The sequence below is a fragment of the Providencia sp. Marseille-Q8014 genome (assembly GCF_965112055.1).
The window spans coordinates 1,186,269-1,208,988 of sequence record NZ_CBCOPT010000001.1 but is presented as its reverse complement, the minus strand read 5'-3'; the positions used below and the strand labels follow the sequence as shown (position 1 = coordinate 1,208,988).

At 38.6% G+C, this 22,720-nt stretch carries 21 protein-coding genes; 13 read left to right on the top strand and 8 right to left on the bottom strand.

What is annotated here, in order from left to right:
• The first annotated feature begins 731 nt into the window (after positions 1 to 731).
• The 10 genes from ACWPW6_RS05240 (at position 732) to ACWPW6_RS05195 (ending at position 9,080) form a co-directional block, all read left to right on the top strand.
• On the top strand, positions 732 to 1,106 hold the full coding sequence (locus ACWPW6_RS05240) for a helix-turn-helix domain-containing protein (protein WP_250000143.1): 375 nt from the start codon (positions 732 to 734) through the stop codon (positions 1,104 to 1,106).
• A 121-nt stretch (positions 1,107 to 1,227) separates the two neighbouring features.
• Positions 1,228 to 1,764: a fimbrial protein gene (locus ACWPW6_RS05235; protein WP_250000141.1), complete on the top strand. Its 537-nt coding sequence runs from the start codon at positions 1,228 to 1,230 to the stop codon at positions 1,762 to 1,764.
• 67 nt (positions 1,765 to 1,831) lie between these two features.
• Positions 1,832 to 2,380 carry a fimbrial protein gene (locus tag ACWPW6_RS05230; protein ID WP_250000140.1) on the top strand — a complete coding sequence of 183 codons (549 nt, stop codon included), beginning with the start codon at positions 1,832 to 1,834 and terminating at the stop codon, positions 2,378 to 2,380.
• 79 nt (positions 2,381 to 2,459) lie between these two features.
• Positions 2,460 to 5,078 carry an outer membrane usher protein gene (locus tag ACWPW6_RS05225; RefSeq protein WP_154623897.1) on the top strand — a complete coding sequence of 873 codons (2,619 nt, stop codon included), beginning with the start codon at positions 2,460 to 2,462 and terminating at the stop codon, positions 5,076 to 5,078.
• Positions 5,079 to 5,147: 69 nt separating this feature from the next.
• Entirely contained in the window at positions 5,148 to 5,948 is an 801-nt protein-coding gene (locus ACWPW6_RS05220; protein ID WP_154623898.1) for a fimbria/pilus periplasmic chaperone, read from the top strand.
• 134 nt (positions 5,949 to 6,082) lie between these two features.
• A complete protein-coding gene (locus ACWPW6_RS05215; protein ID WP_250000137.1) occupies positions 6,083 to 6,589 on the top strand; it encodes a fimbrial protein in 507 nt (168 codons plus the stop codon).
• Positions 6,555 to 7,100, top strand: coding sequence for a fimbrial protein (locus tag ACWPW6_RS05210; protein WP_231131787.1), 546 nt, complete (start codon positions 6,555 to 6,557; stop codon positions 7,098 to 7,100). Before ACWPW6_RS05215 ends, ACWPW6_RS05210 begins: the two co-directional genes overlap by 35 nt.
• Before the next feature lie 7 nt (positions 7,101 to 7,107).
• Entirely contained in the window at positions 7,108 to 7,605 is a 498-nt protein-coding gene (locus ACWPW6_RS05205) for a fimbrial protein (protein WP_163860818.1), read from the top strand.
• Between the two features lie 8 nt (positions 7,606 to 7,613).
• Complete coding sequence (locus tag ACWPW6_RS05200) at positions 7,614 to 8,135, top strand: fimbrial protein (RefSeq protein ID WP_247047858.1); 522 nt, start codon at positions 7,614 to 7,616, stop codon at positions 8,133 to 8,135.
• A gap of 63 nt (positions 8,136 to 8,198) precedes the next feature.
• The gene (locus ACWPW6_RS05195) at positions 8,199 to 9,080 is read left to right on the top strand and encodes a hypothetical protein (protein ID WP_154635726.1); all 882 of its coding nucleotides are present in this window, start codon (positions 8,199 to 8,201) and stop codon (positions 9,078 to 9,080) included.
• A gap of 45 nt (positions 9,081 to 9,125) precedes the next feature.
• On the opposite strand, the gene yjiA is transcribed toward ACWPW6_RS05195, so the two are convergent.
• From yjiA to ACWPW6_RS05175, 4 genes are all read right to left on the bottom strand, one after another.
• The gene (yjiA, locus tag ACWPW6_RS05190; RefSeq protein WP_154622263.1) at positions 9,126 to 10,097 is read right to left on the bottom strand and encodes a GTPase; all 972 of its coding nucleotides are present in this window, start codon (positions 10,095 to 10,097) and stop codon (positions 9,126 to 9,128) included.
• A gap of 23 nt (positions 10,098 to 10,120) precedes the next feature.
• Positions 10,121 to 10,324: a YbdD/YjiX family protein gene (locus tag ACWPW6_RS05185; RefSeq protein WP_154622262.1), complete on the bottom strand. Its 204-nt coding sequence runs from the start codon at positions 10,322 to 10,324 to the stop codon at positions 10,121 to 10,123.
• A 70-nt stretch (positions 10,325 to 10,394) separates the two neighbouring features.
• Positions 10,395 to 12,545: a carbon starvation CstA family protein gene (locus ACWPW6_RS05180; RefSeq protein ID WP_154622261.1), complete on the bottom strand. Its 2,151-nt coding sequence runs from the start codon at positions 12,543 to 12,545 to the stop codon at positions 10,395 to 10,397.
• 389 nt (positions 12,546 to 12,934) lie between these two features.
• A complete protein-coding gene (locus ACWPW6_RS05175) occupies positions 12,935 to 13,405 on the bottom strand; it encodes a WG repeat-containing protein (RefSeq protein ID WP_247047487.1) in 471 nt (156 codons plus the stop codon).
• Positions 13,406 to 13,742: 337 nt separating this feature from the next.
• On the opposite strand from ACWPW6_RS05175, the gene ACWPW6_RS05170 reads away from it, so the two are divergent.
• Positions 13,743 to 15,350, top strand: coding sequence for a GMC family oxidoreductase (locus tag ACWPW6_RS05170; protein WP_154622259.1), 1,608 nt, complete (start codon positions 13,743 to 13,745; stop codon positions 15,348 to 15,350).
• 50 nt (positions 15,351 to 15,400) lie between these two features.
• Here the strand turns inward: ACWPW6_RS05170 and purT are convergent, their stop codons facing one another.
• The 3 genes from purT to ACWPW6_RS05155 form a co-directional block, all read right to left on the bottom strand.
• Positions 15,401 to 16,579 (bottom strand): formate-dependent phosphoribosylglycinamide formyltransferase, encoded by a 1,179-nt coding sequence (gene purT / locus ACWPW6_RS05165; protein ID WP_154622258.1) that lies wholly within the window; start codon positions 16,577 to 16,579, stop codon positions 15,401 to 15,403.
• A gap of 111 nt (positions 16,580 to 16,690) precedes the next feature.
• Positions 16,691 to 17,617, bottom strand: a complete 927-nt coding sequence (rarD, locus tag ACWPW6_RS05160; protein ID WP_154622257.1) for an EamA family transporter RarD — start codon at positions 17,615 to 17,617, stop codon at positions 16,691 to 16,693.
• Positions 17,618 to 17,730: 113 nt separating this feature from the next.
• Positions 17,731 to 18,675: an aminoimidazole riboside kinase gene (locus ACWPW6_RS05155; RefSeq protein ID WP_250000134.1), complete on the bottom strand. Its 945-nt coding sequence runs from the start codon at positions 18,673 to 18,675 to the stop codon at positions 17,731 to 17,733.
• Between the two features lie 239 nt (positions 18,676 to 18,914).
• Here ACWPW6_RS05155 and ACWPW6_RS05150 point away from each other — a divergent pair, with 239 nt between their 5' ends.
• Complete coding sequence (locus ACWPW6_RS05150; RefSeq protein ID WP_269204879.1) at positions 18,915 to 20,369, top strand: glycoside hydrolase family 32 protein; 1,455 nt, start codon at positions 18,915 to 18,917, stop codon at positions 20,367 to 20,369.
• Between the two features lie 43 nt (positions 20,370 to 20,412).
• Here ACWPW6_RS05150 and ACWPW6_RS05145 read toward each other — a convergent pair whose 3' ends face one another.
• Entirely contained in the window at positions 20,413 to 21,408 is a 996-nt protein-coding gene (locus tag ACWPW6_RS05145; RefSeq protein WP_163860812.1) for a LacI family DNA-binding transcriptional regulator, read from the bottom strand.
• Between the two features lie 479 nt (positions 21,409 to 21,887).
• Here ACWPW6_RS05145 and ACWPW6_RS05140 point away from each other — a divergent pair, with 479 nt between their 5' ends.
• Positions 21,888 to 22,517, top strand: coding sequence for a response regulator transcription factor (locus tag ACWPW6_RS05140; protein WP_454209403.1), 630 nt, complete (start codon positions 21,888 to 21,890; stop codon positions 22,515 to 22,517).
• Positions 22,518 to 22,720 lie beyond the last annotated feature (203 nt).

Genomic DNA, 22,720 nt, shown 5'->3' with positions numbered 1-22,720 from the left:
GATGTTGTCTGTTTTTTTATGTCACCTGAAAAACAAACAATAGCAAAAAATAAGCAATGCAGGTTATAAAAAATAATTGTTTTTTAATTTGCTTTGCTGCTAACCCACAATGATTAATGATAATGCCATTCCTTTTTAAATATCTATTCACCTATAAAAAGTAGGTAATTAAAACAGATTCAACTTATAATCAAATGGTTGATTTCTAATATTTATTACATTTTCTAAGACATATAAATTGTATGGTTAATAGACTGATTTTTTTATCTCGCTGATAAATAATCTATTTTATTGTGAGTAATCAATAATTCATTACAAATAGACAATAATAGATACAAATTAACATGAGAGTGTTGCGAATGGTAACGGAAAAAATAGAAAGTATGAGTTTTTAATTATTTTGATATTTTATCTTTAATTGCTTCATTTAGTCTGTATTTTTAGCATTTTATGCTAGATATTTACCAACAAAAGTATGCCACAAAGGATGAATACATTGATTTTATTATCCTTTAATAAATTCCTTAGTTACTCCAGTTGAGAGTTTTTTATAAAAATAAAATAATTGCTATTTATAGAAGGTTTGATCTTAAAAAAAATACGTTTTATATTTGCTTAAAATCAGCACATTTAAATAAAACTTACAAAGAATAAATCGTATAGAAATAAACTCTTAAATAAATATTCATTATGTTGAATATTTTTACTTTATCCAACAAGGGGAAGAATCAATGAAAAAGAGTGAAGATATTAATATAAATGATTTTTTTTCATTTATCTCATTAGCTATTGGAAGAACATTAAAAAGGATAAGAAAAAGCCAAGGACTCACGGCGGGACAATTTGGAAAATTAGTTAATTTAAGCCAACAACAAATGCCGCGTTATGAATGTGGAAGTAACCGCATAAATGTATGCTTACTACTGCTATTATTAGATAAAATCGATATTACTATCGATGAGTTTAACTTATTACTTATTGAAGAAATAAATATAGCCTCTATTGAAAAATACATTGATTTAAATAAGGTGCTAAGTACATCCGTTTTCAATAAGGTCAATAATGATAGCAGTCCAACCTCCAGTTCACCGATTTTATTCGGATAGAACTTTATTCAAACAAAAATAACAATCAGTCTCATGACGCTTCCTTTACAGTAATATCAATACTGTGGGGTTAAATTCTGCGACTTTCTAATAATAACCTACTTTTTTAAAGGAGATTCTTATGAAATTAAAATTTATTTTACCGATTTTATTATTGTCTGTCTCTGCGGTTGGAAATGTTTATGCGCTACGCGATCAGGGGCATGGCCAAATTAAATTTAAAGGCTCCATTATTGATGCACCTTGCTCTATTTCTCCAGAGACTAAAGAGATTATCGAACTGGGTCAAATTTCAAATATGGCATTAGTCATTGGCGGTAAATCAACTCCGCGACCGTTTGAAATATTATTAGAAAACTGTGATGTATCAAAATTAACTAAAGGGGTGCAATTAACCTTTAGTGGGGCAGCAGCCAGTTTTGATACAACCAATAAAACATTAGGAATTGTTGGTACAGGGTCAGGGGCTGGTATTCAAATTGCTAATGGCAGTGCTGGCGTGATCACGTTAGGGCAACCCACTCCATTCCAAAAGATCCAAAATAATAATAATACCCTACAATTTTCGGCCTATCTGGTGGGGAATGGCGGTGATATCGACACGATAACTGTAGGTGAATTCTCATCGGTTGCAGATTTCACACTCAACTACGAATAACACACTCTTTCCACTGACAGTGAATAATTAAGAAAAATAAGTGGGAATTAATTTAGACAGAGGGCGAATGTTGAAATCAATGAATGTTTTTTTCGGTAGCTTTCTGCTCTTCGGTAGCTTTCTGCTCATAGGTACTGCAAATATGAGTACAGCCGTTACTCCCATTAAAATTGGTGGAAGTATTGTAGAAACAGCATGTTCAATTGATATGAGCAGCCGAGATCAAACTATTGATATAGGAACTCTTCCATTGACTCAAATTAGACGTAATGGAGAGAGTTCCCCTCATAAATTTACCATTCGTCTAATCAATTGTTCAATTGAGCGCACTACCTCGAATGATATTAATAAGCTAGGTTGGAAATATTTTCACATTACGTTTGAGAACACTCAAGATAAAACATTGGTTAAAGATTATGGCGGTTCAGGCGGAATTGCACTAAGACTTAATGACCAATTTAACCGTATTATTATTCCTGATGTTCCTATACCAACACAAGATATCACTCAAGGCATTATAAACTTAAACTACCAATTAACATTGATTAATCGTGAAGAGAATTTACCGTCAGAGCTATATTACACTCAAATTCGATTTAAAGTCGACTATGACTAAAATATAAATAAAAAAGAAAAATAACAGTATCTTCAATTTTAATTTATTAGCAACACATTGACATTAGGGGAAACATATTATGGTCGCTATTCAACCGTACATTACGACCTGGCTTAACATAAAGACAATAATTATACCCTTACTGTTATTATCTTCATTCTCAATGAGCACGCAGTTAAATGAAATTGAATTCAACAGTAATATGCTTGATATAAATGATCGAGCTAACATTAACTTAGCACAGTTTTCAAAACCTGGTTATTTAATGCCAGGAGAATACAGCTTCACTATTTATATCAATAATAGCTCCTTTAATGATGAGACAGTCTTTTTTTATCTTGATCCGAACAATAATGATGAGTCTACCGCTTGCGTATCGCCGGAAATCGTTAAGCAACTGGGTTTAAAGGCTGAATATAATGATGCATTAACATGGTGGCACGATAATCAGTGTTTAAATTTAAAGAGCCTGCCGGGTATGGAAGCCCGAGCCGATCTGCCTAAATCCGCCTTTTATATCAGTGTACCACAGGCCTATCTTGAATATACGGCAGATAATTGGGATCCACCTTCACGCTGGGAAGAGGGAATTTCAGGTTACTTATTTGATTACAATCTAACTTCCCAAATTAATCAACAAACACATAAAACCAATAATACGACCTACAGTATTAATACTACCGGCATCACGGGATTTAATACTGGCGCTTGGCGTTTTCGTGTTGATTGGCAAAGCCGTATTAATAAAACGCAAGGACAACAGCAGCAAAATGATTTTGATTTGAGCCGTTATTACAGTTACCGAGCAATTAAATCACTTGGCGCAAAGTTAACACTAGGTGAAAACTACTTTACTTCTGACATTTTTGATAGTTTCCGCTTTAGCGGATTTAGCCTTATTACCGACGATAATATGTTACCGCCAAATCTTCGAGGTTATGCGCCCGAAATCACTGGTGTCGCGAAAACCAATGCAACTGTCATTGTTAGCCAACAAGGTCATATTATTTATCAAACCCAAGTTCCCGCAGGGCCTTTTCGAATTCAAGATTTAAATGATGCGCTCTCAGGAGAGATACGAGTAACGGTTCAAGAACAGGATGGCAGTACGCAAACTTTTACCCTTTCAACTGCTACTGTGCCTTATTTAACTCGTCCGGGGCAAATTCGTTATAAACTTGCTGCGGGCAAAACCTCTGATTATCAGCATCGGATCAATAGCGATATCTTTGCGAGTGGTGAATTTTCGTGGGGAATAAACAATAACTGGTCATTGTACGGCGGCAGTGTCACCGCTAATAACTACCTCTCAGCCGCCTTAGGCGTTGGCCGTGACCTAACGATATTTGGCGCCCTCTCCTTTGATGTCACTCATTCTAGAGCCAGTCTAACCAATATGTATGATATTGGAGACAGAATATATCAAGGTAGTTCTTATCGATTAAGTTATTCAAAGCGCTTTGATGAGGCAAATAGCCAAGTGACGTTTGCTGGTTATCGATTTTCGGAAGAAGGTTTTATGAGCATGTCGGAATACCTTGATGCTCAAACCAGTGGTATTCGTCAATTTAATAGTAAAGAGATGTACACCATTTCGTATAACCAACAGCTAACCACGCTGGGTTTAAGCGCTTATTTAAATTTCTATCACCAATCCTATTGGAATAAGCCAAACAGTGATCGCTATAGTTTATCATTGGCAAAATATTTTGATTTAGGGTCTTTTAAAAACTTAAGTTTAAATATGACTGAATTTTATAATCGCGCTGATCAGCAAAATGATTATGGCACGTACTTTTCTTTATCAATTCCTTGGGGTGAATCAAAAACCATTTCATTAAGTAGCAATTGGAATAAAAATGATACTTCGAATCAAGCCAATTATTACAGTCGATTAGATCAAAGCAGTCATTACAGCCTTAATTCAGGCATAAACCGCGATGGCACATCGATTGGCGGTTCATATAATTATGATGGCAGCTATGCAGCAATCAGCACCAATACTAGCTATCAATATAACCGCTATCGTTCCGCTGCACTGAGTATTAATGGTGGTCTCACTGCCACTAAAGAAGGTGTTGCATTACATCGTATTAATCAAATGGGCGGTGCTCGCATCCTAGTTTCAACCGATGGTGTAGAAAATATACCGATACAAGGATTTGGTGCAGTCGTTAACACCAATTCCTTTGGTTATGCAGTTATTAATGACATCAATAGCTACTACCGCAATCAAGTACGTATTGATGTCAATAAATTGCCAGATACCGCGGCGATTAGCCAATCCATCAAACAAGCGACACTGACGGAAGGAGCGATTGGATATCGCCAATTTGAAGTGGTCTCTGGCACGAATGCAATGGCAATAATTCGCTTAGCAGATAATAGCTTTCCTCCATTCGGTTCCACCGTAACTAATACGCGAAAAAAACAAGTTGGGATCATTTCCGATGACGGGAGCATCTACTTAACTGGCTTAAAAGCTAGTGACACATTAGATGTCACATGGAATGGCAGCGTTCAATGCCAAATACACTTACCAGAAACCTTTCCCGATGAAAGCGTTTTGATGACCAACTGGTTATTACCTTGTGTGAGCGAAAATCAGCCACCACCACCATTAGAAAAGTATTTGGAAGTCTCGCCAATGCCAATTAGCCCCAAATCAATTAAACCAACACGCTGGCTAACAAAGTAGCGCGTTAAAAAGAATACCTATTTTAAGCAAATAACAATGATTAGAAATTTATTAATAAAGAGATTTGATATGAAAAAGTTACTTATTAAAACAGTAAAAAATCAATATTTACATCGACACCACTTAATTAGCACGCTTTTAACGACGATAATATCCGTCAATTTTTCAACTGCACAAGCTGCAATCGCACTGGATCGTACTCGTGCTATTATCACGAGTGACGACAAGTCTATTTCATTAAATATTAGCAATGAAAATAAACAATTACCTTATTTAGCTCAAGCTTGGCTAGAAGATGGCAGTGGAAATAAAACCAACCTTCCCTTTACAGTGATTCCCCCAGTGCAACGGCTAGAAGCAGGCACAATAAGTCAGATAAAAATACTTGCGCTTCCACCTAGTATCAAAAATTTACCCTTAGACCGCGAGTCTGTATTTTATTTTAATTTGCGTGAGATCCCACCAAAAAGTGATAAACCAAACACGCTTCAACTTGCATTACAAACGCGTATAAAACTGTTTTATCGCCCAACAAGTATTATCCCAACAAATGGAGCAATGAGCGAACCATGGCAAGAAAAACTAACCTTAACACGTCAAGATGGCCAATATATTGTCAATAATCCGACGTCTTTTTTTATTACCATTGTCGATGCGAGCTCCCGTAAAAAGGGTCAATCAATAGCAAATTTTGAACCCATTATGATTGAGCCTAAAAGTTCGGCTCCTCTCAATTTAACAATTAAAGCATTAGGGGATACACCTGTTTTAACCTATATCAATGATTACGGTGGCCGCCCCACCTTGATATTTAATTGCCAAAACACGCAATGCAACGTTATTCCCGATAAGAATAGTGAAGGAAATTAATACCATACTCAGTTGCAAGGCGTTTTTTATGAACGCGGTAAGCCGTTCATATTTCCTGCACTGGCTATAGTTCTCACAATACTGAAGGTTTGTATTTTCGCTCAATGAGCGTTCGATAGTGATTAGGAGGAAACATGCGATATTTTCATCAAAGAATTATTATTGCATTAGTCACTTTTTTTTTATTATTCCCTGTATTTTCAGCGATAACGTCTGCTGAGCAACAAGCGCTTCATTTTTCAATTGTCGTGAGTCAAGAGCCAGAATGCAGTGTCATTAATAGCATCACAGATATCGGTGATATATATGAAACATTAATTGATGGTACTGATTATAAAAAAACGCGCATTAATTTTGATTTAACCTGTAAACAGGTTCTCATTAACTCATTTAAAATGACATTATTTTGGCCATCAAGTGCAATCATGGATGGAAAATCAGTCGTCTTAACGAGTATCCCCAATTTGGGTTTAGCTATTTATAACGAAAATAAACCGCTAAACAATAACGCTGCTATTAATTTCATCTATGGAAATCAACCCCCTGTGTTATTCGCTGTTCCAATCAAACCTAGTGGAGTCTCACTACAGCGTAATGGAACTTTCAATGGAACAGTTGTTATGTCCATCGATTATCAATAAGGAAAACACAATGATACTTTACCCAAAACGCATTATTTACCTTTTATTTTTGGGGTTATTAATTTCGAATAGTTATGCGGCATCTTACAACCTTACTATTAAAGGAAATTTAAAAATAGAATCCCCCGAGTGTCTATTAAATACTAATTCCCAAAAATCCGTTAGCTTCGGTGATGTTTTATTAACAAGGTTAAATGGTGCCAATTATAAACAAACGATTCCTTTTGAATTAACATGCCATAACATATTAAAAAACAATTTAAAATTAAAAGTGATTGGTAACCCAACCCGCTTCAATAGTTATGGTGGGTTGAGCACCTCTAATAGTAAGATTGGGATTGTATTTTATATTGATAGCATTCAGCAGCCAATCAATACATTACTCGATTTTAACTATAATCACCTTCCTAACATTGAAGTTGCTCCAATAAAGGATATGAGTGCGAACTTTAGTGATACCGATGGTGGCCAATTTTCGGCTACAGCTATGCTTCAAATTGAATATCAATGAGGTTATTATGAAAAAAACAACCTTATTAACCTTGATAATGATAACGGCATCATTCCCACTGATTGTACTCGCCAATTGGGAATTTACCGGTAATTTGATTATTCCGCCAATATGTCAACTTGCTGAAGAAAATCCATTGCAAGTGTCATTTGGTAAAATTGGGATCCAAAAAATTGATGGCGATGCTTTTCGTAGACAAATTCCATTTACACTTAATTGTAATAAAAATACGCATCCATTATGGGATGTTAAATTAACCTTCAGTGGTAATTTAGCTGGCCGAGGATTTGATGACTCAACACTTTATACTCAAACCCTTAAAAATAATGGAAAGATAGGGATCCAAATACAGGTTGATGGTGTACCACAACCTTTAAATAAGCCTTTCTCTATTAATATTAATGCACCACCTATTATTTCGGCTGTCCCTGTAAAGCTCGCTAATACCAATCTGATTGCTGATGAGTTTACGGCTTCGGGTTATTTAACTATCGATTTTCAATAGGAAAAATCATGATCCCGTTTAATACTATTTTAGGCCTCCTATTTTTCGCAATGGCAGCGCCCAGCTTTGCTACTAATATTAATTTTGATGGTCAGCTTATTGAAGATGCTTGCGATATTTTCCCTGGTGATGAAAATATTGAAATTGATTTTGGTACTGTCGTTAATCAATATTTGTACACATACACAAGAACAAAAGGCATCCCTTTTAAAATACGCTTAATTAATTGCGACTTAGAATTAAGTAAAAGCGTTACGATTAAATTCAGTGGTACAGAAAGTTCAATATCCCCAGGATTAATTGCCCTTACACCATCAAGTTCGGCGAGAGGAATTGCACTTGGTATAGAATCACAAAGTGGTGATTTAATTCCTATAAACAAAGGAAGCCACACGAATAGGATATTAACTAAAAATAATTCGTTAGCACTACAGGCTTTTATTCAAATAGACCCTGAAGCACTATCAAATAAATCACTGCTATTAGGCGATTTTATTGCAACGGCAACTTTTGAACTTGATTACAATTAATTCAGTATAAGATGACATCTTCCTCATAGAGTCATTTCATTAAATATTAATGAGATATTAGTTATGACAAAGAGAAAACAATATTTAATATTTATACTATTTATCAGCCTATTATTTATAAATTTTTCGGCTATCGCCGCATCTTCATGGGCGAGCCCTTATCAAATCGTTAGGGTTGGCAATCAAGTTCAGCTTCGATTTGATTGGGGGATCGATTTATCTGGAGAGGCTAATGGCACAATTTCTTGCGGTAGTCTTCAATGTTTTTTTGGCCCAATCCCGAGAACTGGGTTAGGTCCCTCAAATATGGGTACCGACTGTGACCAAGGTGGATTCTGTAATGGTAGGGCAGCGTTGATAAACCAATCCATGATATTGGTTCCTAACAACATCACTTATCAAGAAGCCTATCAGCGTTATGTCAACGCTAAAGGAAGTCGTGGCACCTATCAAATTAGCGAAGGAAATCGATTCATCTGGTCTTCACCTGCAACAAAGTGGGGCTCACTTTGTATTGGATTTGCCTCAGTTCCGCAGAATAAAGTCTCTGTGTCAGTCCTTGCACAAAATGCAACTTGTGGCGTCGTTACCCCCGCCAATCTGTCATGTAGCGCGACCGTTCCTAATTCACTTGATTTTGGTATTGTAAAAGCAGGAGAGCCTATTTCAAGTACAGCGATTGGTACTGGCTCTGTAAAATGCGACACGACTGCCAATGTCCGTGTTTCCGTCCTCGGCAACATGCCAAAGCTCGATGGCAAAACAATTCAACTTTTTATCAACAACACTCCAATCATCAATCAAACCAACACTGGAGGTTCAACGGGAGCGATTGTTGGGCGAGGTCAAAATGTCACTCTTGATTTTCGAGCTAATATTGATGGCGTTTTCTATAATGCAGGTCACTTCACCTCATCAACGGCAATACTCTTTTCTTATGACTGATATTTTCCCTTCCCTAAATGGGAAGGGATGTTAAATACGGTTTCGTTATTGACTCTCAGCCTTGTTAAGTTGAGAAAACTTTTCGCGAATTTCCTTTTCTGGCAAATGGATACCAATAAAGACCAGTATGCTGTTGCGCGCTTCTCCGACTTCCCATTCTCTATCCCAATCAGCACTATAAAGGCGTTGTACCCCTTGGAATAGTAAACGTTTAGGTTCATCTTTAATCGATAAGATACCTTTATAACGCAATAAGTTATCAGCAAAACCGAGTAACAGTTCTTCCATGACCTGTGATACCGCCATTAACTCTACAGGATAATCAAATTCAACCACTATCGACTCAACTTCATTTTGCTGTTTTGGCGTAAATCGGAATGTTGGCTGATTGACTTGAAGTTGTGAGTCTAATAAAAAACCTTGAATATTAAATAATAAATCAAGGTCGATAGCACCATGGATCACTGGGTAAATTGGCGCACGAGCGTTAATACGCTGTAAGCGTTCAATGAGTGCTTCATGATGAGGTTGTATATCGGTTTTGGTGAGTAGAATTCTATCTGCATAGCCGATTTGCGCTTGTGCTATCGCAAAATCATTCAGTTGCTTGTCTGCATGAAGAGCATCGACCAAAGTAATAATACCATCTAACAGATAACGTTCGCATAAGGCTTCATGCGAAAAAAAAGTTTGCGTAATAGGACCTGGATCCGCCATTCCTGTGCATTCAATCACTAACCTATCAAAATCTAACTTGCCATTATCTAACGCATCTAACAAATCTAATAAGGCATTTTCTAATTCATTGGAACGGCTACAACAGATACAACCATTACTCAATGTGGTGATTTGTGTTGCGCGATCACCAATAATGGCATTATCAATCGGTACTTCACCAAACTCATTTTCAATGACCGCGATTTTATGGCCATGATCAGCTTGTAGAATATGACGTAATAAGGTGGTTTTTCCAGCGCCGAGAAAACCCGTTAAAATCGTTACAGAGATAGGTTTCATTGTTATCCTCATTATGTCATCAATTAACAGCAGCGAAATCCACCTTTACCGCTACCACCATAACGCGCATCTTGGCGTTCGCGAAAGAACTCTTTGTACGTCATGACAGGCTTATCAGGATGATTGTCTGCCATGTGCTGTACATAAGTATCATAATCAGGGATACCCACTAACATACGCGCGGCTTGCCCAAGGTATTTACCTGTTTTGCCTAAATTTCCAAACATAGTATCACTCCAATACAAATGCCCTACATCGTGTTTATCACCATGCAGGGCACCGTTTATCGACTAAAGATTAGTGTGATGATGTTTTCACACCTTCTTTAGGTACTGGCACATAAGGTGTTTCTGCATCGGTACGTTCTGGGTTTTTATATGCCTTCATTGCCGTTCTGATACCATAGAAAATAATACCGTAGACGACAACTAAGAACAGGATACTTAGACCCGCATTAGTATAGTTATTAATAATAATGTGATTCATGTCGGTGATTTGCTGTGCAGTTAAATCAGCACCACCCGCAGCAATTTTCTCTTTATACGATTTCGCAAGATAGAGGAAACCTTCAAGTTGAGGATTGTCACTGAATAGTTTCAATCCTAATGCCCATGTAGTACAAATCAATAACCATACCGCCGGCAATACGGTGACATAGATATATTTACTCCGTTTCATCTTGATTAAAACGACAGTACTCAGGACTAAAGCAACCGCTGCCAACATTTGGTTCGAAATACCGAACAGTGGCCATAGGCTCTTAACGCCACCTAATGGATCGACAACACCTTGATATAATAGGTAGCCCCATAGACCAACACATCCCGCAGTTCCAATAATACCTGCAATTAAGGAGTCGGTTTTTTTCAGGAATGGAACGAAGTTACCCAATAAATCTTGTAGCATAAAGCGGCCTGAACGTGTTCCCGCATCCAACGCTGTTAGGATAAATAAAGCTTCAAAGAGAATACCAAAGTGATACCAGAAGCCCATATTGGCAGCAGGCATAATTTCATGGAATACATAAGCGATACCAACCGCTAGTGTTGGTGCACCACCAGCACGGTTCAGGACAGAAGGCTCACCGATATCTTTCGCCGTTTGCATGATCTGCTCAGGTGAAATGACGAATCCCCATGAACTGACGGTTGCAGCTGCATGCACAGACACATCTTTCAGCTGTGCCATAATTGCAGCACCATCTGGACCACCAAGCTCATGTAAATTAGGCATTGTGATACCTAAAGCAGCTGGCGGTGTATTCATGGCGAAATAAAGGCCTGGTTCGATAATGGAAGCAGCAACCAATGCCATAATCGCAACAAATGATTCCATCAACATCGCACCATAACCGATGTAACGCGCATCTTTTTCGTTAGCCAGTAGTTTTGGTGTTGTACCAGATGCTATCAAAGCATGGAAGCCGGATACTGCGCCACATGCGATGGTGATAAACAGGAATGGGAACAGCGTACCCTTCCAAACAGGACCTGTACCATCCACGAATTGTGTCACTGCTGGCATTTTCAATTCAGGATTTAAAATCACGATCCCAATAGCCAAGCCAACAATAACCCCAATTTTCAGGAAAGTAGCCAGATAATCACGAGGAGCTAGGATCAACCAAACAGGTAATAAAGCCGAAATAAAAGCATAACCAACTAAAACATAAGTAATGGTCGTATCTTTAAAGGTGAGAGCAGGTCCCCAATATGGGTCATGCGCGATCACTCCACCAAACCAGATAGATAAGATCAGCAAAGCAATACCAATGACTGAGACTTCCCCGACACGTCCGGGGCGGATATAGCGCATGTATATCCCCATAAACAGTGCAATTGGAACCGTCGAACAGACAGTAAATACACCCCATGGACTTTCAGCCAATGCTTTAACCACAATCAGCGCTAATACTGCAAGAATAATAATCATGATCAAGAAACAGCCAAAAAGGGCAATCGTCCCTGGAATTGGGCCAAGCTCTTCTTTGACGATTTCCCCTAATGATGCACCATTACGGCGTGAAGAGATGAACAACACCATAAAATCTTGCACCGCTCCCGCCAGTACCACCCCAGCGAGTAACCACAATGTTCCGGGTAAATAACCGACTTGGGCTGCTAATACAGGTCCTACTAATGGCCCCGCCCCCGCAATAGCGGCAAAGTGGTGACCAAATAACACGTTTTTATTAGTCGGTACATAGTTCAAACCATCATTATTAATCACGGCGGGTGTCGCGCGCGTTTCATCCAGCTTCATCACTTTTTTGGCGATATATAAGCTGTAATAACGATAGGCTATAAGGTAAACAGCGACGGAAGCCACAACTATCCATAATGCGCTAATGTGCTCCCCACGTCTGAGTGCGACTACCCCTAAACAGATCGCACCAATTATCCCCAGTATCATCCAAGGAATGTGCTTTAAAATACCATTTTTGTTCATAGAACACCCTTCTAAGGTAAAACGTACTTTTTTCGTGTTTTATTGACTTATCAAGGACAAACTAATTTGAAAGAGCGTAATGTTGTCGCAGTTAAGTCTGTTTTTGGCAGCCGTTATCACCATGTGTTAAGAAAAAGTTTGAGCTCTGCCATGGTTTATATGGTAGAAAATATCTATTTAAGAATGGCTAAAGTAAGCGTGAGCGGTTACATACAAAATTAAGCGGTCAAATTTTCACTGTGAATGGTTTTATTAGAAGAAAAAAGACCGCAGAAGTGTGATTTACTTAACAATAAACATTTATTATCAATAAGTTAATCATATTAATTGAAATGACAAAAATAAAACAATTTGTTACGTAGAAGCAATATAAACATCGCTATCATCATTTAGTGATTGGGCTTTACCGTGCGACCATTCAAATCAATCCATTTCCATTGACCGCCAGTCCACCAGCTATGTTCACCAGCCGTTTCAGTTTTGCAGCCTATCCCCACATTCGCGATACCATTTTCAAATGGATAAGCACAATCATATTCTGCGGCGATGACAATATCTCCTGTCTTTGCGTCAGCAAAACCAATTTTGTCGCCCTGTCGAATACGATAAACCCCCTCCTGAGCTTCATCAGGCCAATTATCAAAATAATAAGGTTGGTAAACCTCATTCCCCTGCCGGTCAATCACAATTACGCCCTGTTTAGGCTGGTTTTTTAAACAATAACGATAGGCAGAATCGGCTTCAAAACAGTTTAATGGTTTATCAGGTTGCTCCAGAAACTGAGCAAATTGTTCCGACAATGAATTGGCAAATGATATCGCGGGTATCACGATTAACATAACTATTAAACGTTTAATCATTTTTATTTCTTTTTAGAGCTAAATAAGTTGACCTCAATATACTGGGTATTACTGATCGTTAAACTAAGAATAGAATGAAAATGAGCCAATCAGATCATGGAAAAATTCCCCCAATAAATTCATTTACTTATTAATGATAATAAGAGAAATACAATTTTAAGAATTACATTAATGAGAAAAAACAACAGAATAATAGCTTCAATAAGCCATTTCCGAGTAGCCAATTTGAACCACCTCACATAAACATCATATTATTCACACGTTAATAAAATAAAGAGTTATTGTTAATAAAACGAAATTCAATGATGACAAAAATGTCACTTCGTCAGGGGAATCTATGAATAATAACAATTATGATTACATCATTGTTGGAGCAGGTTCTGCGGGATGTGTTATTGCCGCACGCCTTATCAAAGAAACACAATCACGGGTTTTGCTCCTTGAAGCCGGCGGCAATGACAATCATCTGTATATCCGTATGCCTGCGGGCGTTGCCAAAATTATTGCTCAAAAGAGCTGGCCTTATGAAACCGAGCCTGAACCTCATGCAAACAATCGAAAAATGCAGATAGCACAAGGCAAAGTCCTTGGCGGTAGCAGCTCGGTCAATGGCATGATTTATATTCGAGGCCAAAAACAAGACTATGATAACTGGGCCCAAGTCTATGGCTGTGATGGCTGGAGCTATCAAGACGTTCTACCTTGGTTTAAAAAAGCAGAACAAAATGAAAGTTTATCTGATAGCTATCACGGCACCTCAGGCCCTCTGCCTGTCAGTGAAAATCGTTATCGTCACCCTCTTTCCATGGCATTTATTCGGGCAGCCCAAGAACAGGGCCTACCCTATGTCAGCGACCTTAATGGTGAAAGCCAACAAGGGGTCAGTTTCTATCAAACAACGACTAAAAATGGAGAGAGAGCCAGCACTTCAAAAACATACCTCAAAAGTGTAGCTCAAAGCGATAAGCTCACTGTAAAACTCAATAAACAAGTTAACCGTATCATTATTCGTGATGGGGAAGCGGTAGGAGTGGCTTATCAAGGAAACGATGGTCATGAAATAGAAGCATTCGCACAGAAAGAAGTTATTATCTGTGCCGGCGCAATGGGCTCCGCTAAGTTATTAATGTTATCAGGGATTGGTCCACAAGATCATCTTAGTACGCTCGGTATTGAAACTATCGTGGATCTTCCTGTTGGCAAGAATTTCCATGACCATCTACATATGTCTATTAATGTCACAACCAAAGATCCCATTAGCCTTTTCGGGGCAGATCAAGGGATTAATGCCTTGAAGCATGGATTTCAATGGCTCGCTTTTCGCAGTGGTTTATTAGCCTCGAACGTACTCGAAGGCGCTGCATTTATCGATAGCTGTGGTCAAGGCCGCCCAGATGTGCAAATCCATTTTTTACCTATTCTCGATAGTTGGGATGATGTTCCTGGCGAGCCGCTTCCCGCTACACATGGATTTACCTTAAAAGTGGGCTATTTACAGCCGAAATCACGCGGGGAATTACTGCTACGTAGTCAAGATCCTCAAGCCCCTCTGAAAATTCATGCCAACTACTTAGCTTCTCCAGAAGATATGGAAGGTTGTAAGCGTGCCGTCAAATTCGGTTTGCAAGTTCTTGAATCAGAAGCTTTGCAAGCAGTCAGTAAAGAAACACTGATGCCACCAGCACAAGTCCGCGATGATGATGCGGCATTAGAAGAGTTTGTACGTAATTTCTGTAAAACGGTCTATCACCCCGTTGGTAGTTGCCGTATGGGAAAAGACGCAGCAACCTCTGTTACTGATTTACGCTTACGAGTTCATGGTATCAACAAACTCCGTGTTATTGATTGCTCTGTTATGCCTGAAATTCCAAGTGGCAACACCAACGCACCAACAATCATGATCGCTGAACGCGGTGCTGCCATGATCATACAAGATAATCACTAATGAGCTAATACCAAGCCACAATTTATTCACTCATACATTGTGGCTTTTCGTTAACCACTCACATTAACCGTTTGAGCCGCTTTTTTCGCCATATCGAGCGCATTATCAATCGAATCAGCTATTGCGAGTGCAACCCCTAAACGGCGAGTTCCTGCTATTTCAGGTTTTCCAAATAGACGCAATTGAATATCAGAACCCAGCGCTTGTTTAAGCCCTGAAAAAACAATATTTTGACTATGTAATTCAGGCAAAATAACCGCTGATGCACTGGGTCCATATTGGCGGATCATGCCAATAGGTAAGCCTAAAAATGCACGCACATGTAAAGCAAACTCGGATAAATTTTGTGAGATGAGTGTGACCATTCCAGTATCATGTGGTCGGGGAGAAACTTCATTAAAAATGATATCGTCACCACATACAAATAACTCGACTCCAAACAAACCATATCCACCTAATGCCGTAACAATCTTTGCAGCGACCTCCTGCGCATTTTGCAACGCTTTTTCGCTCATATGCTGTGGTTGCCATGATTCACGATAATCACCTTTTTCTTGGCGATGCCCAACAGGTGCACAAAAATGAATACCGTCACTTGCGCTGACCGTTAACATGGTGATTTCAAAATCAAAATGCACCATTTTCTCAACAATCACACGCCCTTGACCGGTGCGCCCACCCTCTTGTGAGTAGTGCCATGCAGATTCGAGCTCTTGTTCACAACGAATGACACTTTGTCCTTTACCTGAAGAGCTCATGACTGGCTTCACAATACATGGAAAACCTATCTCATTGGCAGCATTGATAAAATCAGTTTGCGTTTCAACAAACCGATAATCTGAAGTGGGCAAACCCAGTTCTTCTGCTGCAAGTTTACGTATGCCTTCACGGTTCATTGTTAAATAAACAGCATGTGCAGAAGGCACCACTTTTTGTCCTTGCTGTTCTAATTCCACAAGGGTTTTTGTCGCGATGGCTTCAATTTCTGGAACAATAAAATCGGGTTTTTCTTGCGCTACCAGCTGGCGAATCGCATCGCTATCTAACATGTTAATGGTATAGCAACGATGAGCAACGTGCATTGCAGGCGCATTGTCATAACGATCGACCGCAATAACCTCAATGCCCAAACGCTGACATTCAATAGCCACTTCTTTTCCTAGCTCACCTGAACCGAGTAACATAACTTTTGTTGCAGAAGGACAAAGTGCTGTACCTAATTGATTCATGATAGATAACCTTGTATGCAAATATGCCAATTTAATGGTGAAGATTATATACGCAATCGTTTGCTTTAACCACTAAAGATCTGAGCAATCTCTCCCATCTCAAATAATACATTACAGTTTTGGTGTTTTATCGCGCCCAGTAACGTAAGGAACCCGTTTATGGTATTCGTTGTAACGCTTATGCAATAAAGCAATAATGCAGCAGAGTAACCCCAACCAAATTAATGAGAAACTGACTCCTTTTACCCAATCAAATAGCTCATTAAATAAGAATACCGCCAGTAAAAATTGAATTGTCGGTTCAATATATTGTGCCAGTCCGATTACCGTCAATGTCGTGCGCTTAATTGCGGCGGTAAAAAACAGTAATGGAATAATTGTGACAGGAGCGGCGAGCATATAGAGTAGTTTAATTTGCCAATCCCCTGCGGCTACAGCACTACTCTCATTAACAGAGAGCCACCACGTGATCCCACCAGCGACAGGCAGTAACCAAATAGCTTCAATAAATAGTGAAGTAATAACATCGAACCGAATGAATTTACGGATCAAACCATAAACCGCAAAAGCACTGCCCATCACCAATGCAAGTAAAGGTAATTCACCATACTGCAAAATTTGAAAGCAAACGCCCGAAAAAATGAGTAATACCGCCATCTTTTCCGCGACAACAAGCCTTTCGTGTAAAAAAACAACGCCGAGTAAAATGGAAAATAAAGGATTAATAAAATAACCAAGACTCGCGGCTAGCACTTGCCCATGGGTTAAAGCATAGGTGAATGCGCCCCATGATATCGCCATAATCGCCGAACTAAATAGGCACAAAATTATCGAACGTTTATCCGCCCATACTTGTTGCCAAGCCGTTTTATTTTTAATCAGCAGACGGATCAGTAATAAAAAAGGGATCGACCAAATCACACGTTGAGCCAATAACTCTAAAGGTTCTGCTCCAGGTAATAAACGGTAAAAAAGTGGCGTGATCCCCCAAAGAATATAAGAAAAGATAGCTAATACTACCCCTGATCTTAGTAGCATAATTAATCCAAAATAGATGTTTTACAGATAAAATTTTACTGCCAGTATCATACGCTTTTATCTATTAATTTGAATTAATTAACATCACTATTCACATTAATATAGTCTTAGTTTTAAAGCTCTCGAATATGTAATGGTGGTTGCTGATTAATAAACAGAGTTAACTCTTTCTGCGTTGGCGCCGCGCTTATTGCCCCCTTACGCGTCGTTGCTAGCGCCCCACAAGCAGTAGCTTGAGTGATAATATTCATCAAATATTCCTCATTATCACTTAACCCAGCCTGAGCAATCGCTGCAAGCAGTCCTGCCATAAATGCATCTCCCGCCCCTGTGGTATCAACACTTTCAACCCGAAATGCACTCATACCTATTTGTTGGTTATGCGTCAAAACGATGCAGCCTTTGGCTCCCTGAGTGATAACTTTCAAACGAGCAGGATACCGTTTAAGCTTCTCGATGGCATTATCTAAGCTAAGGTCATCAACCAACCACAACAGTTCTTCTTCTGAAAGTTTCAGTATATCCGCCTGATAAGCAAATTGGTCGACCCTTGTATGCATTTCAATAGGATCTGACCACATTTGAGGACGAATATTAATATCAAAACTGAGTAATCCCCCCGCTTGTTTAAGTTGCTCAATAGCCGCAATTAATGAAGTGCGACACACAGAATGCACCAGTGCCAATGAGCAAAAATGCAATATCGCTTTTTCAAATGCAGGTAGATTTTTATGACTTAAGAACTGATCCGCCGACGGCGAGACTAAAAAAGAAAATTCACGTTCCCCATTTTCTTGTAAAGACACTAAAACGGTGCTGGTATGATATTTTTCATCAAATTCCATCGCACGGGTATCGACCCCCATATCAAATAACGTCTTTTGCATAAAATGGCCAAAAGCATCTTCACCAACACGTCCAATAAAACCGCTAGGCTGTCCTAGCTTAGCAACTCCCGCTGCAACATTGACAGGAGCGCCACCAGCACAAGCTTCATATTGCATACTGTGCAAAGGAATTAAATCAACGACTGCATCTCCTAAAGACCAAACTTTCATAGGCTCTCCATCTCGACAATGAGTGACTCAACTAGCAATCATCACAATTAAAACAAATTAATGCTAGAAACTGCTTTTTGTTAACGTTAACATGATTTGTATTGAGTATAAATAAAAAACAGTTCGTAACGCGTGCGTTAGGTCACACCATCACATGATACGAATCACACGCCATTAAATAACCCAATATTCCACAACGATTGTATAGATAGAAATCATTAGTAACGAAAGGAACCATGATGAAACAGCGTATTCACCAAGCATCGATAGCACTTGAAATAGCGAGACAATCTCTCAACAGGCAGTTTTATCCTGAATATCATCTTGCAACCTACGCCGGCTGGCTGAATGATCCTAATGGGCTCATTTATCATGATGGGTTATATCATGCATTCTACCAGCATCATCCTTACAGCGCTGACTGGGGACCTATGCATTGGGGACATGCGACAAGTAAAGATATGATCCACTGGTCACATCAACCTATCGCGCTTGCTCCTGGTGATGAATATGATCGTGATGGATGCTTTTCAGGATCAGCCGTCAGTGATGAAGGCAAGTTATACTTATTTTATACTGGCCATATTTGGTTATCCAATGCAGGAGATGACAGCCAAATCTATCAAGCGCAATGTTTGGCCATAAGTCATGATGGTATTCATTTTGAAAAACACGGCGTCGTGATCCCTTCGCCTGAAGGTTACATGCATTTTCGAGACCCTAAAGTTTGGTTTCAGGATTCACGCTGGTGGATGGTTGTTGGCGCAAGAGATAGTCTCGATCAAGGACAAATTTTGCTCTTTAGCACCGATGACTTACTGAACTGGCCTGAAGAGTACCAAATACTGGCTAAAACAGACGATAAAAATGTTTATATGTGGGAATGCCCTGACTTTTTCCCGTTAGGCGAGCAATTCATCACACTATTTTCTCCTCAAGGAAAAAAACCATCTGGGCATCAATATCGAAATCGCTTTCAAAATGGTTATCTCGTCGGGAATTGGGCACCCGATCAATCTTATGAAATAACCAATCATTTTGCTGAAATCGATTTTGGTCATGATTTTTATGCGCCACAAACTTTTTTAGCTGAAGATGGCCGCCGTATTGCTATCGCGTGGATGGATATGTGGGAGAGCCATATGCCAACAAAAGCGCACGGCTGGGCAGGCAGCTTTACTGTACCTAGAGAATTAACGTTAAACGCCCAAGGAAAGGTACTGGTCAATCCGATCAAAGAGTTACAATCATTAAGACAACAAGCAGTTAACCTCTCCGCTTGTACACTGGAAAAAAATAGCACGCTGCCGATTTACCATGATGCTATCGCGTGTGAAATTGAATTAATTTGGGATTTACAAAACAGTCCCGCTGAAAAATTTGGTTTTTGGCTTGGTAACGGTACACAGTTTTTTATTGATGGACAGACACAGCAATTAACCTTATCCCGCCACTATCCTGAACATATCATCAGCGATTACCGTAGCGCCCCACTCCCACAAACTCGCTATCTCACCATACGTGCTTTTATTGATAGATCGAGCCTTGAAGTATTTATTAATGAAGGTGAAATGTGTTTTACCAGTCGAATTTATCCACAAGAAGGCGAGCGGGCTTTGACACTGTTTACAATTAACCAAAGTGCAAAGTTGATCAAAGGAACATTGTGGCCACTAAAAAGTGTCGCTGAATGATATGACCTGCGAGGATCGCTGATATCAGAGCGATCCTATCTCGTTAAAGAGATTCCCTATCGAGTAAATCACAAGAGACATATTGTGTCCCATTATTTTTCCTTTGCTCAATAATATGTAATGCGGCTTGTTGCCCTAATTGATAATGCGGCAATACAACGGTGCTTAATGGCGGATAAAATAGCTCTCCTACACCGATCATATTGTCATAGCCTAATACCGCAACATCCTCTGGGATACGTAACCCCTTACTCAGTAAAACTTGATAAGTTAAAAAAGCAATACGGTCATTACCACAAACCACCACATCAAAATCAGGTTTCGCTTGCTTGCAATGTCGATTGATAAGATCAATCACATCACGATAGTGTTCATCCCCTAATGCTAAATGATACTGCTTTAAGGACTCCTCCCGTAGACCAGCACAACGCCATGCAGACTCCACAGCCTCTCTACGCGTTTTTCCTGCCACTGTTTCTTGCGGAATATATAAACAAAGGGGTTTTCTATAACCTTTTTCAATCAGCCGACATATCGCCTGATATTGACCATTGTAGTCATCAGGAATATAGGCAGGAAAACGATTTTGAGGGTCGATGCAATTTGCCAGCACTAAATGACTTTTATGCAGTCCTTCTGGAATAGTGACTTCACGTAATCCCATCGTTGTATAAATAATACCATCCGGCCGCTGAGACAATAATTGCCTTACGGCTCGTTCATTGTCTTCATTTGATGTGATGTTAACCACAAAACTACTCCAGCCAAATTGCCTTGCTGTCTGTTCTATTGAAAGAATGACCTCGACTGAGTATGGTGTCGTCGCTGTATCAAGCGCTAAAACACCCACGGTAGATATTTTCGAGCCTTTCCCTCGAATTTTTCTAGCCGAAAAATCAGGAACATAATTTAATGTTTGAATGGCTTGCTGCACCTGCTTAAGCGTCTCAGGTTTCAGCAGCTCGGGATTATTGATAGCTCTTGACACGGTCATTAGTGAAACATTAGCAAGTCGAGCTACATCTTTTAAAGAAGCCATTAAGTATTTTCACTCAGCCAGATATTAATAAATAAAAATTCTAACATAATAAAGATAAAAATCACCTACAGGAGTGATTAAATAACCTTGTTATTATCACGAATGAAACTATACTAAAATCTAGCAATAAGGCTTTTTATGACTACTATTTTACGATATTATCGTTCCATTACATAAAAAATTTTTATAACATGTCAGTAATATTTGATGTAGTTAATAAAAAGTAAGTGTAAATACTTATTATTTTGTCAGTCATTTATTAATTCTTACTCACTGACACAAACGTTAACCATTATTTCTACTTTTATATTAAATTTACCTAGCTGTGAAATATAATATAAATTAAGGTCTGTAAATACATTAATAATAAAACTAAAAAATTAGCAAGAAAATATTACCATTGGCTTACTTAGCCATCTGGTTCTACCTATTTTTTCAAAATTATATGAATATCAAATCAGTGTAACAGGAGTATGGTGATGAATAACACCATTCACGTAATCATAGAAAATGATAATGTCATTAAGAATAAACTGAAACTAATGATGGAATCTTTTGGTTTTAATTTTAAGTTCTATAATGACGAAACGTTATTTACAAGTAATTATACGTACCCTCAAGAAGAAGGAGCTAAAGAGTGTGTATTAATATTCTTAAACAATGAAAATAACCATATTGGCAGATTGAATAATATCGACGGCTCGCTCGGTATTATCCCATTTATCGTCCTCTCCGAAAAACCATCAGTAGAACTTTGCCGTGAAAGTTTTAAATCTGGTGCCTTTGATTTCTTTTCATTCCCATTTAAAGATTCTGATATCGTCCATGCGATAAACAATGCGATGGAACACTCTGTTAGTGAACATGCAGAACTCAATAAATACAACAAATTAACCGATAAATTTGATCGGCTTTCCAATCGAGAAAAAGAGATCATGGACATGATCCTTGAAGGCAATACAAGCAAGGAAACCGCTGAAAAATTAGCCCTTTCCCCTAGAACCGTTGAAGTACACCGATCAAATATTTATACAAAACTCGGTATAAAATCGTTACCGCAATTAATACAAGAATATGAGTATATAAATACATACTCTAGGAATTTATGAACTCATTGTTCATCAATGATTACTGTAGATAAAATTAATTTAGCTATTAATTAATCAGAAAATTTAACTATTTAATATAGTTTTATTTCAAATATTAAGATTTTACAGCTTTAATCACTATAGTTCATTTATATGGCTAGATTAATGGCATAGGCTGTCGTCTGTTTACTTACAACGTACAGCCTTCTTCGCTTATATCGTAA

Excerpts from the sequence above, each read along its gene's own strand:
- ACWPW6_RS05240 (WP_250000143.1), top strand. The coding sequence starts at position 732 with ATGAAAAAGAGTGAAGATATTAATATAAATGATTTTTTTTCATTTATC.
- ACWPW6_RS05235 (WP_250000141.1), top strand. The coding sequence starts at position 1,228 with ATGAAATTAAAATTTATTTTACCGATTTTATTATTGTCTGTCTCTGCG.
- ACWPW6_RS05230 (WP_250000140.1), top strand. The coding sequence starts at position 1,832 with ATGTTGAAATCAATGAATGTTTTTTTCGGTAGCTTTCTGCTCTTCGGT.
- ACWPW6_RS05225 (WP_154623897.1), top strand. The coding sequence starts at position 2,460 with ATGGTCGCTATTCAACCGTACATTACGACCTGGCTTAACATAAAGACA.
- ACWPW6_RS05220 (WP_154623898.1), top strand. The coding sequence starts at position 5,148 with ATGAAAAAGTTACTTATTAAAACAGTAAAAAATCAATATTTACATCGA.
- ACWPW6_RS05215 (WP_250000137.1), top strand. The coding sequence starts at position 6,083 with ATGCGATATTTTCATCAAAGAATTATTATTGCATTAGTCACTTTTTTT.
- ACWPW6_RS05210 (WP_231131787.1), top strand. The coding sequence starts at position 6,555 with ATGGAACAGTTGTTATGTCCATCGATTATCAATAAGGAAAACACAATG.
- ACWPW6_RS05205 (WP_163860818.1), top strand. The coding sequence starts at position 7,108 with ATGAAAAAAACAACCTTATTAACCTTGATAATGATAACGGCATCATTC.
- ACWPW6_RS05200 (WP_247047858.1), top strand. The coding sequence starts at position 7,614 with ATGATCCCGTTTAATACTATTTTAGGCCTCCTATTTTTCGCAATGGCA.
- ACWPW6_RS05195 (WP_154635726.1), top strand. The coding sequence starts at position 8,199 with ATGACAAAGAGAAAACAATATTTAATATTTATACTATTTATCAGCCTA.
- yjiA (WP_154622263.1), bottom strand. The coding sequence starts at position 10,097 with ATGAAACCTATCTCTGTAACGATTTTAACGGGTTTTCTCGGCGCTGGA.
- ACWPW6_RS05185 (WP_154622262.1), bottom strand. The coding sequence starts at position 10,324 with ATGTTTGGAAATTTAGGCAAAACAGGTAAATACCTTGGGCAAGCCGCG.
- ACWPW6_RS05180 (WP_154622261.1), bottom strand. The coding sequence starts at position 12,545 with ATGAACAAAAATGGTATTTTAAAGCACATTCCTTGGATGATACTGGGG.
- ACWPW6_RS05175 (WP_247047487.1), bottom strand. The coding sequence starts at position 13,405 with ATGATTAAACGTTTAATAGTTATGTTAATCGTGATACCCGCGATATCA.
- ACWPW6_RS05170 (WP_154622259.1), top strand. The coding sequence starts at position 13,743 with ATGAATAATAACAATTATGATTACATCATTGTTGGAGCAGGTTCTGCG.
- purT (WP_154622258.1), bottom strand. The coding sequence starts at position 16,579 with ATGAATCAATTAGGTACAGCACTTTGTCCTTCTGCAACAAAAGTTATG.
- rarD (WP_154622257.1), bottom strand. The coding sequence starts at position 17,617 with ATGCTACTAAGATCAGGGGTAGTATTAGCTATCTTTTCTTATATTCTT.
- ACWPW6_RS05155 (WP_250000134.1), bottom strand. The coding sequence starts at position 18,675 with ATGAAAGTTTGGTCTTTAGGAGATGCAGTCGTTGATTTAATTCCTTTG.
- ACWPW6_RS05150 (WP_269204879.1), top strand. The coding sequence starts at position 18,915 with ATGAAACAGCGTATTCACCAAGCATCGATAGCACTTGAAATAGCGAGA.
- ACWPW6_RS05145 (WP_163860812.1), bottom strand. The coding sequence starts at position 21,408 with ATGGCTTCTTTAAAAGATGTAGCTCGACTTGCTAATGTTTCACTAATG.
- ACWPW6_RS05140 (WP_454209403.1), top strand. The coding sequence starts at position 21,888 with ATGAATAACACCATTCACGTAATCATAGAAAATGATAATGTCATTAAG.